This window comes from Streptomyces sp. SN-593 (genome assembly GCF_016756395.1).
In the GTDB taxonomy this organism is placed as follows: Bacteria; Actinomycetota; Actinomycetes; order Streptomycetales; family Streptomycetaceae; genus Actinacidiphila; species Actinacidiphila reveromycinica.
The window spans coordinates 934,653-948,068 of the sequence record NZ_AP018365.1; the positions used below are offsets into that span (position 1 = coordinate 934,653).

General features: G+C 73.5%; 12 protein-coding genes. 3 read left to right on the forward strand and 9 right to left on the reverse strand.

The genetic code is table 11. The features are described 5' to 3' along the window. Window positions 1-108 precede the first annotated feature (108 nt). Entirely contained in the window at window positions 109-960 is an 852-nt protein-coding gene (locus RVR_RS03895) for a shikimate dehydrogenase (RefSeq protein WP_202232501.1), read from the reverse strand. A 13-nt stretch (window positions 961-973) separates the two neighbouring features. After that, entirely contained in the window at window positions 974-2,521 is a 1,548-nt protein-coding gene (mltG, locus tag RVR_RS03900) for an endolytic transglycosylase MltG (RefSeq protein ID WP_430393102.1), read from the reverse strand. Between the two features lie 126 nt (window positions 2,522-2,647). Here mltG and RVR_RS39055 point away from each other — a divergent pair, with 126 nt between their 5' ends. Beyond that, window positions 2,648-3,067: a hypothetical protein gene (locus tag RVR_RS39055; protein WP_430393103.1), complete on the forward strand. Its 420-nt coding sequence runs from the start codon at window positions 2,648-2,650 to the stop codon at window positions 3,065-3,067. A 55-nt stretch (window positions 3,068-3,122) separates the two neighbouring features. Here RVR_RS39055 and ruvX read toward each other — a convergent pair whose 3' ends face one another. From ruvX to RVR_RS03920, 4 genes are all read right to left on the reverse strand, one after another. Continuing rightward, the gene (gene ruvX / locus RVR_RS03905; protein WP_202232503.1) at window positions 3,123-3,620 is read right to left on the reverse strand and encodes a Holliday junction resolvase RuvX; all 498 of its coding nucleotides are present in this window, start codon (window positions 3,618-3,620) and stop codon (window positions 3,123-3,125) included. 178 nt (window positions 3,621-3,798) lie between these two features. Next, window positions 3,799-6,468 (reverse strand): alanine--tRNA ligase, encoded by a 2,670-nt coding sequence (gene alaS / locus RVR_RS03910; RefSeq protein WP_202232504.1) that lies wholly within the window; start codon window positions 6,466-6,468, stop codon window positions 3,799-3,801. Then, the gene (locus tag RVR_RS37330) at window positions 6,468-6,830 is read right to left on the reverse strand and encodes a DUF6167 family protein (protein WP_237404553.1); all 363 of its coding nucleotides are present in this window, start codon (window positions 6,828-6,830) and stop codon (window positions 6,468-6,470) included. Before RVR_RS37330 ends, alaS begins: the two co-directional genes overlap by 1 nt. Window positions 6,831-6,834: 4 nt before the next feature. Beyond that, a complete protein-coding gene (locus RVR_RS03920) occupies window positions 6,835-7,272 on the reverse strand; it encodes a DUF948 domain-containing protein (RefSeq protein WP_202232505.1) in 438 nt (145 codons plus the stop codon). 254 nt (window positions 7,273-7,526) lie between these two features. Between RVR_RS03920 and RVR_RS03925 the strand changes: the two genes are divergently transcribed. Next, entirely contained in the window at window positions 7,527-9,647 is a 2,121-nt protein-coding gene (locus tag RVR_RS03925; RefSeq protein ID WP_237404554.1) for an ATP-binding protein, read from the forward strand. A gap of 84 nt (window positions 9,648-9,731) precedes the next feature. Here the strand turns inward: RVR_RS03925 and rpsD are convergent, their stop codons facing one another. Next, on the reverse strand, window positions 9,732-10,343 hold the full coding sequence (gene rpsD / locus RVR_RS03930) for a 30S ribosomal protein S4 (protein WP_202232507.1): 612 nt from the start codon (window positions 10,341-10,343) through the stop codon (window positions 9,732-9,734). A 55-nt stretch (window positions 10,344-10,398) separates the two neighbouring features. Here rpsD and RVR_RS03935 point away from each other — a divergent pair, with 55 nt between their 5' ends. Next, complete coding sequence (locus RVR_RS03935) at window positions 10,399-11,175, forward strand: DUF2470 domain-containing protein (protein WP_237404555.1); 777 nt, start codon at window positions 10,399-10,401, stop codon at window positions 11,173-11,175. Window positions 11,176-11,263: 88 nt separating this feature from the next. Here RVR_RS03935 and RVR_RS03940 read toward each other — a convergent pair whose 3' ends face one another. Both RVR_RS03940 and RVR_RS03945 read right to left on the reverse strand, forming a co-directional pair. Next, window positions 11,264-12,616, reverse strand: a complete 1,353-nt coding sequence (locus RVR_RS03940; RefSeq protein WP_202232508.1) for a replication-associated recombination protein A — start codon at window positions 12,614-12,616, stop codon at window positions 11,264-11,266. A gap of 78 nt (window positions 12,617-12,694) precedes the next feature. Continuing rightward, window positions 12,695-13,351, reverse strand: a complete 657-nt coding sequence (locus RVR_RS03945; RefSeq protein WP_202232509.1) for a vitamin K epoxide reductase family protein — start codon at window positions 13,349-13,351, stop codon at window positions 12,695-12,697. Window positions 13,352-13,416: the final 65 nt, after the last annotated feature.

A 13,416-nucleotide genomic window follows, 5' to 3' on the forward strand; every position in this document is an offset into this window, starting at 1 on the left:
CCTGGAAAACGGCCGTGCCATGTGGGCAGATCCTCCCACGTTTCCCGCACCTACCAGCATGCCTGTCCGGAGAACGGACCGGACCTGACACGGCGGGCGGCCGCCGTGTCAGCGCGCCGCGAGCGCCGCCTCGCCCGCCGCGCGCATCGCCTTCAGCGGACCGGGCGCGCGGCCGGTGTGCTGCTCGACCTGGAGGACGGCCTGGTGGACCAGCAGGTCCAGGCCGGACGCGACCTTGCCGCCGCGGGCGGACCACGCGGCGGCCAGCGCGGTCGGCCACGGCTCGTAGAGCACGTCGAAGAGGGTGCCGGGGGCGTCCGGGACGGCGGCGGCCAGGTGGTCGGCGGCGCCCGAGGGGGTGGTGGCGATCACCAGGGGGGCGCCGAGCCCGTCGGCCGCGGCGCTCCAGTCGGCGGTGCGCACGCGCACCCCGAGCCGCTCGCCCCAGCGGGCCATCTCCTTGGCGCGGGCCGGGCCGCGCACGTAGGCGGTGACCTCGCCGGTGCAGACGCGGGCGAGGGCGGCGAGCGCGGAGGACGCGGTGGCGCCCGCCCCGAGCACGGCCGCCGACGGCACCGAGGTGACGCCGTGCTCGGCGAGGGCCGCGACCATGCCGGGGATGTCGGTGTTGTCGCCGTGCCGCCGGCCGTCCGCGCCGAGGACCACGGTGTTGACCGCCTCCACCGAGGCCGCGGTGTCGCTGATCTCGTCCAGCAGCGGGATGATCGCGCGCTTGAGCGGCATCGTCAGCGACAGCCCGGCCCACTGCCGCGGGTCGAGGCCGTCGACGAAGCCGGGCAGCGCCACCTCGTCCACCTCGAAGCGGTCGTACCGCCGGCCGTCGAGGCCGAGGGCGGCGTACGCGGCGCGGTGCAGCACCGGGGAGAGCGAGTGCGCGATCGGGGAGCCGAGCACGGCGGCGCGGTGCGCGCCGGTGTGCGGCCGTGCGGTGAGGTCCAAGGAGAGCGCCCTGCTACTGGGAGTTGTACTGCTGGTAGAGCTTGTCGAACTCGGCCTTCGTCTGGGTGAACTTCGTGGTCTTGCCGTCCAGCGAGATGAAGTACCACCAGTTGCCGCTGTCGGGCGACATCGCGGCCTTGAGCGCGTCGGCGCCGGGGTTGCCGATCGGTCCGGGCGGCAGGCCCTGGTTCTTGTAGGTGTTGTACGGGCTGTCCAGCGAGTTGACCTCGGCGGTCGAGATGTCCGTCTGACTGCTGTTCTTGACGTAGTTGTACGTCGAGTCGAACTGGAGCAGCCCGCGGGTCTCGGAGTTGTTCGGGACCATCCGGTTGTAGACGACCTTCGCCATCTTCCGGAAGTCGTCGTCCGTCTTGCCCTCGGCCTGGACGAGACTGGCGACCGTGACGAGTTGGAGCGGGTTCGACAGCCCCTGCTTCTTCGCCTCGGCGGCCATGTCGAACTGGGCGTACTGCTTGTCCGCCTCGTCGACCATCTGCTTCAGCACCTCCACGGGCTTCTCGCCCTTGGCGATGCTGTAGCGGGAGGGGAAGAGGAAGCCCTCCAGCGGGTCGGTGATGTCGGGGTCGGAGTCGGCCCAGGACGGCAGCCCGAGCTGCTTCGCCTGGTCGTGCGCGGTCTGCTCGGTGGTGCCCGCCTTCACACCGAGCCGGGTGTCGATGGCCGCGTAGATCTGCTTGTCCCGCATGCCCTCGGCGATGATCAGGTTGTTCTGCGACTTGGGGTCCAGCATCATCGTGACGGCCGCGGCGCCGGACATCTGCCGGTGCAGGTCGTAGACGCCGGCCTGGATGAAGTTGCCCTTGGGGTTCTTGCCCGCCGCGGAGGTGAAGGCGCCGACGCTCTTGACCACCCCGGCCTTCTTGAGGATGTTGCCCATCGTGGTCGCCGAGGAGCCCGCAGGGATGTCCACCTGGACGTCGCCGGTGCCGGCGCCCGAGAAGTCCGGTGGCGGGCCGAACCGGCTCTCGTACATGTTGTAGCCCACGTACCCGACACCGCCGACGCCGCCGACGAGGACCGCCAGCACGACCACGCAGGCGCAGCCGCTGCGGCGCTTCTTGGTCGGCTGGCCCTGCGAGCGGCCCGACCTGCGGCCGCCGGACCGGCCCGGCTCCGAGGCGTCCGCGTCGTCGTCATCGTCGTCGTGGTCGGCGAAGAAGGCGTGGTCGCGCGGGTCGGCCTCGTTGTCGGCGTCCCAGTCGCCGGTCTCGGCCGGGGCGGGGCGCAGTGGACGGGTGCCCGGCTCCTGCGGGTGGCCCGGCGCGCCGGCGCCGGGAGGGGTGCCGGGCCGGCGCTGCTCGTCCGCATCCGGTGCGCCCGGCGCTCCCGCGCCCGGTTGCCGGGGCTGCGCCTGCTGCCCGGGCCCCGCCTGCTGGACCTGCTGCGGATGCTGCTGCCCGCCCGGCTGCTGCGGCTGCCGGGGCTGCCCCTGGAACGGGTCCTGCTGCTGGTAGCCCTGCTGCTGCGGCGGTTGCGGGTGCTGCGGCTGCTGCTGCCCGTAGTACCCGGGCTGCTGGCCGTACGGGTCCTGCGGCTGCATGCCGCCGTAGGGGTCCTGGACGTAGCCGTCGGCCTGGCCGGGCCGGTACGCGCCGGTGCCGTACCCCTCGTAGCCCTCGTAGCCGCCGCCGTAGCCGTCGTACCCGGTCTGCTGCTGCGGGTAGCCGTGCTGGACCTGGCCCTGCTGCGGCGCCTGCGGGTACTGCTGCTGGTGCTGGTGCTGGGGGTACTGCTGCTGGTCGTACTGCTGCTCGTAGCCCTGCTGGGGCGCCTGCGGGTACTGCTGGTGCTGCTGACCGGTGGCGTACGGGTCCTGCCAGTCGCCCTGCTGCGACCAGTCCTGGGGCTGCTGGGGATGCTGCTGCGGGTACCCCTGGTCGTACACGTCGCCGAAGAGCGGGTCCTCGGGGTGCCACGGTTCGGAGCCGGAACCCCGGCCATAGTCAGTCATCGGCATCCATCAGTCGGTCTTCCTGCTCGCACCCACTGCGGGGACCCCGGTGCTCGGTCGTCCGCCACGGCTGCTCGGGCGTCAGCCCTCGGTCCCGTCGGTACGCGGTCGGCATCTGGTCCACCGACCCTGTGAAAGGGGCGGCGCCCGTAGGCACCGCCGTGTCGCGCGGAACGTTACCGTATCGCGATCAGATGACCACTTCGACGTTCTCGCCCGGAGGGATGCCCGACGCCCTCTCCGCTTCCAGAGCGCTCTGCAGGATAACGACCGCGGCCGCCTGGTCGACCACGGAGCGCCCCTTCTTCGCCCGGACCCCGGACGCGCGCAGCCCCTGGGTGGCGGTGACGGTGCTCATCCGCTCGTCCACGAGGCGGATCGGCACCGGCGCGATGATTTTCGCCACAGCCGACGCGAAGCCGCGGACCTTGGCGGCGGCCGGACCCTCGGTGCCGTTCAGCGACCGGGGCAGGCCGACGACGACCTCGATCGGTTCGTACTCGGCGACGAGCGCGGCCAGCCGGCGCTGCGCGGCGGGCACGTCGCGGCCCGGCACGGTCTCCACCGGGGTGGCGAGGATGCCGTCCGGGTCGCAGGAGGCCACCCCGATCCGCGCGTCACCGACGTCCACGGCCAGCCGCCGGCCGCGCCGGAGCCCGCCGGAACCGCCGCCGGGACCTCCGGGCACCCCGGACTCCCCGGCTCCCCCGGAGCCGCCGCCGACGGGCCCGTCCGACCCGTTCGGGCCGTCCGGGCCGTCCGCGCCTGCGTGACCGCCGGGCACCGCTCCGCCCCGGCCCGCGGCGGAGCGCCGGGCCCGCGGCCGCTCCCGGCCGCGCTCCGCGCCCCGCCGCCGCTCGGTCACGTCACGCCTTCTCGCCGACGAGCCGCCGCACGGCCTCGATCGCCTCGGGCACCGCAGCGGCGTTCTGGCCGCCGCCCTGGGCGACGTCGTCCTTGCCGCCGCCCCCGCCGCCGAGCGTCTTCGCGGCGGTGCGGACCAGTTCGCCGGCCTTCAGGCCGCGCTCGCGCCCCGCCTCGTTGGTGGCGATGACGGTCAGCGGGCGGCCGCCGGCCACCGTGAAGAGCGCGACCACGGCGGGCCGGCCGCCGCCGATCCGCTGCCGCACGTCGAGCACCAGCCTGCGCAGGTCGTCCGCGCCGGTGCCCTCCGGCACGGCGCCGGTGACCAGCGCGACGCCCTTGACGTCCTCGGCGGCGTCGGCGAGCCCGCCCGCGGCCTGGAGGACCTTCTCCGCGCGGAACCGCTCGATCTCCTTCTCGGCGTCCTTGAGCTTGGCGAGCATCCCGGAGATCCGGTCGGGCAGCTCCTCCGGGCGGCCCTTCACCAGTTCGGTGAGCTGGGCGACCACGGTGTGCTCGCGGGCCAGGAAGTTGTACGCGTCCACGCCGACCAGCGCCTCGACGCGGCGCACTCCGGAGCCGATCGAGGACTCGCCGAGCAGCTTCACCAGGCCGAGCTGGGCGGTGTTGTGCACGTGGGTGCCGCCGCACAGCTCCTTGGAGAAGTCGCCGATGGTGACCACGCGGACCTGCTCGCCGTACTTCTCGCCGAACTCCGCGATGGCGCCCTGCCGCTTCGCCTCGGCGATCGGCATCACCTCGGCGCTGACGTCGAGTTCGCGGGCCAGCACCTCGTTGATCTTCTGCTCGACGTCGGTCAGCACGGTGCCGGGCACCGCGGCCGGCGAGCCGAAGTCGAAGCGGAAGCGGCCGGGCGAGTTCTCCGACCCGGCCTGGGCCGCGGTCGGGCCCAGCGCGTCGCGCAGCGCCTGGTGGGTGAGGTGGGTGGCGCTGTGCGCGCGGGCGATGGCGCGGCGCCGGACCAGGTCGATCTGGGCGTGGGCGGCCGCGCCGAGGGTGACCTCCCCGACCTGCACGACGCCCTTGTGCACGCTGACGCCGGGCACCGGGCGCTGCACGTCGCGGACCTCCACGACGGCCCCGCCGTCCAGCCGGATGCGGCCGGTGTCGGCGAGCTGGCCGCCGCCCTCGGCGTAGAAGGGGGTGCGGTCGAGGACGATCTCGACCTCGTCGCCCTCACTGGCGGCCGGCGAGGGCACACCGTCGACCAGCAGGCCGACCACGGACGCCTCGCCGTGGTCGTGGTGGTACCCGGTGAACTCGGTGGCGCCGGAGCGGTCGGCGACCTCGCGGTAGGCCGACAGGTCGGCGTGGCCGGTCTTCTTCTTCTGCGCGTCGGCCTTGGCCCGGTCGCGCTGCTCCTTCATCAGCCGGCGGAAGCCGTCCTCGTCGACGCTCAGGCCCTGCTCGGAGGCCATCTCCAGGGTGAGGTCGATCGGGAAGCCCCAGGTGTCGTGGAGCAGGAACGCCTGCTCGCCGGGGAGCACCCGGCCGCCCTTGGACTTGGTCTCGGTGACCGCGGTGTCGAGGATGTTGGTGCCGGCCGAGAGGGTCTTGAGGAACCGGGACTCCTCGGCGAGCGCGACCGACTCGATCCGCTTGCGGTCGTTGATCAGCTCCGGGTACTGCTCGCCCATGGTGCCGATCACGACGTCCACCAGCTCGGCGACCACGGGGCGGTCGGCGCCCAGCATCCGCATGTTGCGGATGGCGCGGCGCATGATCCGGCGCAGGACGTAGCCGCGGCCCTCGTTGCCGGGGGTCACGCCGTCGCCGATCAGCATGACGGCGGTGCGCATGTGGTCGGCGACGACCCGCAGGGAGACGTCGGAGTCGGCGGTCCGGCCGTAGTGCACGCCGGTGAGGGCGGTGGCCGTGTCGATGACGACGCGCAGGGTGTCGGTCTCGTACATGTTCTGCACGCCCTGCAGGATCATCGCGAGGCGTTCCAGGCCGAGGCCGGTGTCGATGTTCTGCGCGGGCAGGTCGCCGAGGATCTCGAAGCCGTCCTTGCCCTGGCCCGGGCCGCGCTCGTACTGCATGAAGACCAGGTTCCAGATCTCCACGTAGCGCTCGTCGTTGACCGCGGGGCCGCCCTCCTCGCCGAAGTCGGGGCCGCGGTCGTAGTTGATCTCGGAGCAGGGGCCGCAGGGGCCGGGCACGCCCATGGACCAGAAGTTGGGGCCCATGCCCAGGCGCTGGATGCGCTCGGCGGGCACGCCGACGACGTCACGCCAGATCCGCTCGGCCTCGTCGTCCTTCTCGTAGACGGTGATCCACAGCTTCTCCGGGTCCAGGCCGTAGCCGCCGTCGGCCTGGGCGCTGGTCAGCAGCTCCCAGGCGTACTTGATGGCGCCTTCCTTGAAGTAGTCGCCGAAGGAGAAGTTGCCGCACATCTGGAAGAACGTGCCGTGCCGGGTGGTCTTGCCGACCTCGTCGATGTCCGGGGTGCGCACGCACTTCTGCACGCTGGTGGCGCGGTCGAAGGGCGGCTTGACCTCGCCGAGGAAGTACGGCTTGAACGGGACCATGCCGGCCGGGACGAGCAGCAGCGTCGGGTCGTCCGCGATGAGGGAGGCCGACGGCACCACGGTGTGCCCGCGCTCCTCGAAGAAGCGCAGCCAGCGGCGGCGGATTTCTGCCGACTCCATCAGTGTTCGTCCTTCCGGTTCTTGTGCTTGCGGTCCCCGCGCCCGGCCCGGGAGGGCAGGGCGGTTCCGCCCGTGGTGCCCCCGGGCAGGGTGGCCCGCGGGGAGGGCAGCGACTGGGGTGCCTCGGGGGCGCCCTGGGTACGCAGGCCCAGGGCGTCGTGCAGTTCGGTCTCGCGCTGGGCCATGCCGACCCGTACGTCCTGGGCGAACAGCCGCAGCCGCGCGCCGGTCTCCAGCGCGCGGTCGGCGGCGGTCACGGCGAGGCTGTCGGGGTTGAGCCGGCGCACCGCGCGGCTCACCTTGACGGTGGCCCACGTTCCGGTGGCGGCGCCGGTCAGGAACCAGAACAGACGGCGGAACATGGCCTCAGTCCTTCGTACGGCGGTCGCGGCGGTCCCGGCGCGAGGCGGGCAGCACCCGTCCGGTGAGGGTACGGGCCCGGGCCTTGCCGGAGTCGCCGGCCTGCATGCCGACCGCGCGCCGCACGCCGTACCCGAACGCGGCGACCTTCACCAGCGGGCCGCCGAACGTCGAGGCCACGGTGGACGACAGCGCCGACGCGTTGGCGGTCACCTCGGCGACGTCGGAGGTGATGGTGTCGACCCGGTCGAGTTGCTCGCTCGCGCTGCGCAGCGCGTCCGATGCCTCGCCGAGCAGCGGCACGGCCTGCTCGGTGATGCCCGCGACCAGTTCCGTGGTGCGGCGCAGCGTCTGCGCGAGCCGGGCCAGGGCGACGGCCAGGAACGACACGAGGATCGCCCAGAACACGGCGACGATGAGGCCCGCCACCTCTCCACCGGACACGCTGCAGCACTCCTCCTGCTCACCCGACCACGTATGGGAGCGAGCCTATCGCGCTTACGGGAGCGGGCCTTCCAGGCCGCCCCGTTCCCCCGCCCCCGGACCCTACCGCCGGTAGGCGGGGAGTCGGCTATCCGCCGGACGGGGACCGGCGGGAAGCCCCCGCCCTACGGGGCCGGGCGGCGTCGGAACGGCGCACCCGGGCGGGTTTGTACGCAGCGACAGCGAACACGTACGCTCCGTAGACCATGTCCTCCGTGGAAGACCTCCCCGCCGAGCTGACCGGATTCGTCGGGCGCGCCGGCGAACTCGCCGAACTGGCCGAACTGCTGGCGACCGGCCGGCTGATCACGGTGACCGGCACCGGCGGCGTCGGCAAGACCCGGCTGGCGCTGCGCGCGGCGCGCGCCGCAGAGAACCGTTTCCGCGACGGCGTACGGGCCGTGGACCTCTCCGCGCTGGGGGACGCCGAACTCCTCGACCACACCGTCGCGGAGGCCCTGCGGGTGCCGGACCACACCACCCGCGGCCCGCGCGCCGCGCTGTCGGCGTACGTCGCCGACCGCGAACTGCTGCTCGTGGTGGACGGCTTCGACCGGGTCCGCACCGGATGCGCCGTGCTGGTGGCGGAGTTGCTGCGGCGGGCGCCGGCGCTGCGGGTGCTCGCCGCGGGGCGCCGCCCGCTGGGCATCACCGGGGAGCGGCTGCTGCCGCTGGCGCCGCTGCCGGTGCCGGGCGACGGGGTGCGGCTGTTCACCGAGCGGGCCGCCGCGGTGGTGCCGGACCTCGCGGCCACCGAGGCGGGCGGCGCGCAGCTCATCGAGCTGTGCGCGCGCCTGGACGGGCTGCCGCTCGCGCTGGAGCTCGCGGCGGTGCGGCTGCGCGCGCTGTCGGTCGCCGACGTCCTGCGCCGGCTGGACGACCGCTTCCGCCTGCTGACCGGCGGCGACCCGACCGGGCCGGTGCGGCACCGGGCGCTGCGCACCGCGATCGGCTGGAGCCACGAGCTGTGCACGCCGGCCGAACGCCTGCTGTGGGCACGGCTGTCGGTCTTCGCCGGCCGCTTCGACCTGGAGGCGGTGGAGTACGTCTGCGCGGGTCCCGACCTGCCCGAGGCCGACATCGCGGAGTCGCTGGCCGGGCTGGTGGCGCAGTCGGTGGTGGCCCGGGAGGCGGACCCGGACGGCGGCACCCGCTACCGGATGCTGGAGAGCGTGCGGGAGTACGGCGCCTCGTGGCTGGCCGCGCTGGAGGACGGGCAGCGGATGCGGCGCCGGCACCGGGACTGGTACCTCGGGCTCGCCACCTGGTGCGAGCTGGACTGGTTCGGCCCGCGGCAGGCGGAGGTCGCCGCACGGGTGGCGGTGGAGCTGCCGAACCTGCGGCTGGCGCTGGACTTCAGCCTCGACGGCCTCGACGAGGACCCGGCCGTCGGCCAGTACCTCGCGGGCACGCTGTGGTTCTGCTGGGTGGGCTGCGGGCGGCTGGCCGAGGGCCGGCACTGGCTGGCCCGCGCGCTGGAGGCGTCCGCCGAGCCCAGCGACGCCCGGGCGAAGGCGATGTGGGTGTGCGGCTACGTCTCGCTCCTCCAGGGCGACTCGACCGCGGCCGTGTCGGTGCTCCAGGAGTGCCGCGCCTCGGCCGAGGAGAGCGGGAACGCCGCCGCGACCGCGTACGCCGTCCACCGGCTGGGCTGCCTCGCGCTGGTCTCGGACGACCTGCCGGTCGCCGAGCGCCTGTTCCGCGACGCGCTCGACCGCTACCGGCGGATCGGCGAGCTGAACAGCAACGTGCTGATGGGACAGGTGGAACTGGCGATGGCCGTCGCCTTCCAGGGGGACCTGCCCCAGGCGGTCCGGCTGGCCGAGGATGTCCGGGACGTCTGCGGCGACCACGGCGAGCGCTGGACGCTGGCCTACGCCCTGTACGTCCTGGGGTACGCGGCCTGGCTGTCCGGCGACCCGGTCCGGGCGCGGCGGCTGACGGAGGAGTCCCTCGCCATCGACCACGCCTTCCACGACCTGGTGGGCGCGGTCCTGGCGCTGGAGCTGCTGGCGCTGGTGACGGAGCACGAGGGCGCGGCCCGCGAGGCAGCGGTGCTCCAGGGCGCGGCCGGCCGGCTGTGGGACTCCGTCGGCCTGCGGCTCTTCGGCTCCGGGCACTTCAACGCGCCGCACGCGATCTGCGAGCGCCGCCTGCGCGAGCGGCTCGGCGACCGCGTCTACGCGGCCGCCCTGCGCGAGGGCGGCCGGCTGTCGTTCGACGAGGCGGCCCTGCGTGCGCTGGGGTCGCCCCGCCGGCATACCGCCGCGTTCCCCGCGCCCCCGAAGGGCCGCGGGGAACTGCGCGGCAAACCCCCCACCAGCGCCCGCCCGTAGTCCGTCGGCCGTCCGAAGGGGCACGTGCCGCGGCGGCGGGCCGGGAGCGCGGCGGCGCCCCATCCCGCGCAGGCGCCGCAGGCGTCAGCGGGCGTAGTACTCCACGACAAGCTGCTCGTCGCAGATCACCGGGATCTCGCGGCGGTTGGGGTCGCGGTCGAGCCGGAACGCCAGCGCCTGGAGGTTCACCTGGAGGTAGCGGGGCGTCTCGCCGTCGGGCGCCCAGCCGCCCTCGCGCGCGACGAGGAAGGGGGTCTTCTCCCGCGACCGCTCGCGCACCTGCACGACGTCGTCGGGACGCACCCGGAACGACGGCTTGTCGACCTTGCGGCCGTTGACCTCGATGTGGCCGTGCACGACCATCTGGCGGGCCTGGTAGATCGTGCGGGCGAGCCCGGAGCGGAGCACCAGCGCGTCCAGGCGCCGCTCCAGCTCCACGATCAGCGCCTCGCCGGTCTTGCCCTCGACCTTCTTCGCGCGGTCGTACGCACGCTGCATCTGCCGCTCGCTGATGTCGTACTGCGCGCGCAGGCGCTGCTTCTCCAGCAGGCGGGTCTTGTAGTCGCTGTTCTGCTTGCGACCGCGACCGTGCTCGCCCGGCGGGTAGGGGCGGGCCTCGAAGTACTTGACGGCCTTCGGGGTGAGCGCGATGCCGAGCGCCCGGGACTTCTTGACCTTGGGACGCGACTGATTCACGTGCGTCGAACCTCCGTGTAGATTAGGTAAGGCTTACCTTAGCTGAGGAGTACGCATGATTCGACCCGGGAACCCCGCACCCGAACTGCCGCCGCGACAGCAGGAGCACGGTCAGCCGCGTCCCGAAGTGGAAGAGGCGCCCCGGCAGCCCTCGGCCGCCGAGCGCGCGCGCACTCTCGTCGAGGGTAACCCCTCCCTCGCCCTGGCCGTTCCCGCGCTCCAGCCTGCGCCGACCGAGCCGATGGTGCCGCTGCGCCACTCGGTCGGGCCCGACGGCGACGTCTTCCTGCTGTTCCCCCGCGACTCCCCCGCGGTGCGGGCGGTGCTGCGCGCCGACGACGAGGTGCCGGCTGTGCTCGAAGTCACCGACGTGGCGCCGGTCGCCGTCCCGCACCGCATCCGCGGCCGCGCCTGGGTGGCCGGGTGGCTCACGCACGTGCCCGGGGGCGGCTTCGAGGCCGACGCGGAACTGCTGCGGCTGGAGCCCGGGGAGATCTCCGTGGACGACCTGTGGGGCGCGGCGCTCGTCGAGCCCGACGAGTTCGCCGCGGCCGGACCGGACCCGCTGGCGCCGTTCGAGACCGACGTGCTCCAGCACCTCGCCGGCTCGCACCCGGAGGAGGTCTCCCTGCTGTGCGGGCTGGTCGCGGAGCCGTGCGTGGCCGGCGCCTCCGAGGCGGTGCCCCTCGCGCTCGACCGCTTCGGCCTCCGCGTCCGCTTCACCGGCCCGGACGGCACCTACGACGCCCGCTTCGACTTCCCGGCGCCGGTGGACGGTCCCGCGGCGGCCCGCCGCGCCCTGCGCCACCTGTTCGCGTCCGCCCGCGCCTGAACCCCGGGCCGGGAACCACCAGGGCGGGGAGTGCCAGGCCGGGGAGTGCCCGGCCAGGAGACCGCCTTGCCGGGGGCGCTCCAGGCTCTCAGCCACCCCCGGCAAGGCGGCTGCGCACCCGGTCGAGGACGTCCGCGAAGCGGGCCTCGGCGCCGTAGCGGGTCGGTTCGTAGTACCGGCGGTCGGCGATCTCGTCGGGCAGGTACTGCTGCGCGGCGATCGCGCCGGGCACGTCGTGGGGGTAGACGTACCCCTGGGCGTGGCCGAGCTTCGCCGCTCCCTTGTAGTGGCCGTCGCGCAGGTGCGCGGGCACCGGTCCGGCCCTGCCGGCCCGCACGTCCGCCAGGGCGGCCCCGATCGCGGTGGTCGCCGCGTTGGACTTCGGGGCGAGGGCGAGCGCGATGGTGGCGTGGCTGAGGATGAGGGACGCCTCGGGGAACCCGATCATCGCGACCGCCTGGGCGGCGGCGACCGCCGTGGGCAGCGCGGTCGGGTCGGCCAGCCCGATGTCCTCGCTCGCCGAGATCATCAGCCGGCGGGCGATGAAGCGGGGGTCCTCCCCCGCCACGATCATCCGCGCCAGGTAGTGCAGCGCCGCGTCCACGTCGGACCCGCGGATCGACTTGATCAGCGCGCTCGCCACGTCGTAGTGCTGGTCGCCGTCGCGGTCGTAGGCCACCGCGGCACGGTCGACGGCCTCCTCGACGGTGGCGAGGGTGATCGCCTCCTCCCCCTTGGCGAGGGCGGAGCCGGCGCCGGCCTCCAGCGCGGTCAGCGCCCGGCGCGCGTCGCCGCCGGCGATCCGCAGCAGGTGCTCCTCGGCGTCCTGCGGGAGGGTGACCGCGCCGTCGAGCCCCCGCTCGTCGGTGAGCGCCCGGCGCAGCACCCCGCGGATGTCGTCGTCGGTGAGGGGTTCCAGCGTCAGCAGGAGGGAGCGGGACAGCAGCGGCGAGATCACCGAGAAGTACGGGTTCTCCGTGGTGGCCGCGATCAGGGTCACCCAGCGGTTCTCCACCGCGGGCAGCAGGGAGTCCTGCTGTGCCTTGCTGAAGCGGTGGATCTCGTCGAGGAAGAGCACGGTCTCGCGGTCGTACCCGCCCGCCTGGCGCTTGGCGGACTCGATGACGGCGCGGACCTCCTTGACGCCCGCGGTGATCGCCGACAGCTCCACGAACCGCTTGTTGGTGGCTTTGCTCACCACGTAGGCGAGGGTGGTCTTGCCGGTGCCGGGCGGGCCCCACAGGATCACCGAGGAGGCGCCCGCCGGCCCGGCACCGCCCTCGGACACCAGCCGCCGCAGCGGCGAACCGGTGCGCAGCAGATGCTGCTGGCCGACCACTTCCTCAAGGGTGCGCGGCCGCATCCGCACCGCGAGCGGGCTGCTGCCCGGCTCCCGCTCGCGTCGCTCCTCCGCCGCCGCGCTGAACAGATCTGGCTCCACCCGTGAAGGGTATGCCACCCCTGTGACACTCCGGCGTCGCCGCTGGTCACGGCAGGCGGCCGGGCGGTCGGACCAGGATCAGATGACGGTCTTCCAGTAGTACCAGAAGTGGGTGAGGATCAGCAGGCCGATGATCGCGTACCAGAGGACCGGGACCACCCAGTGGAACTCCAGCACGGCCGAGCGGACCGCGCCCGGGACCTTGATCAGGCCGTTGCGGATGTTGTGCACGGCGGTGTACCAGAAGATCAGGATCGTGACGACCCAGGCCAGGCAGCACCACAGGCAGACCGCGTGGATGTTGTAGATGGTCTGGTACTGGAGCCAGCTGATGAAGCACACGCCGAACAGGCCGCCGGCCTGGAGGCCGTACCAGAACCACGCCTTGTAGCGGCCGCCGGCGAAGACGCCCATCGCCACGCAGATGACCACGCCGTAGGCGACCAGGCCGATGATCGGGTTCTGGAAGCCGAAGGCGTGCGCCTGCTTGCTCTCCATCACGTTACCGCACGCGATGACCGGATTGATGCTGCACGAGAAGTGGGTCGGCTTGCCGTCCACGGTGTTCTGCAGCAGGACGAACTTGTCGTTGGTGATGACGAACGAGGCGAGCAGGCCGAGTGCGCCGGAGACCAGCAGCAGCCACGTGAACGCCTTGCTCGGCACGATCCCGGAGGGGCCTTGCGGTGCGTGGTCGTCGTCCGTGCGCGTCTCGTCCAACGCGGAAGTCGTCATGGTCGCCGATCTCTCAGGTCCGTGGGGGTGGGCACAGACATTGTGCACCCGGGGCGGTGAGTACG

Excerpts from the sequence above, each read along its gene's own strand:
- RVR_RS03945 (WP_202232509.1), bottom strand. The coding sequence starts at position 13,351 with ATGACGACTTCCGCGTTGGACGAGACGCGCACGGACGACGACCACGCA.
- mltG (WP_430393102.1), bottom strand. The coding sequence starts at position 2,521 with ATGCAGCCGCAGGACCCGTACGGCCAGCAGCCCGGGTACTACGGGCAG.
- RVR_RS03935 (WP_237404555.1), top strand. The coding sequence starts at position 10,399 with ATGATTCGACCCGGGAACCCCGCACCCGAACTGCCGCCGCGACAGCAG.
- alaS (WP_202232504.1), bottom strand. The coding sequence starts at position 6,468 with ATGGAGTCGGCAGAAATCCGCCGCCGCTGGCTGCGCTTCTTCGAGGAG.
- RVR_RS37330 (WP_237404553.1), bottom strand. The coding sequence starts at position 6,830 with ATGTTCCGCCGTCTGTTCTGGTTCCTGACCGGCGCCGCCACCGGAACG.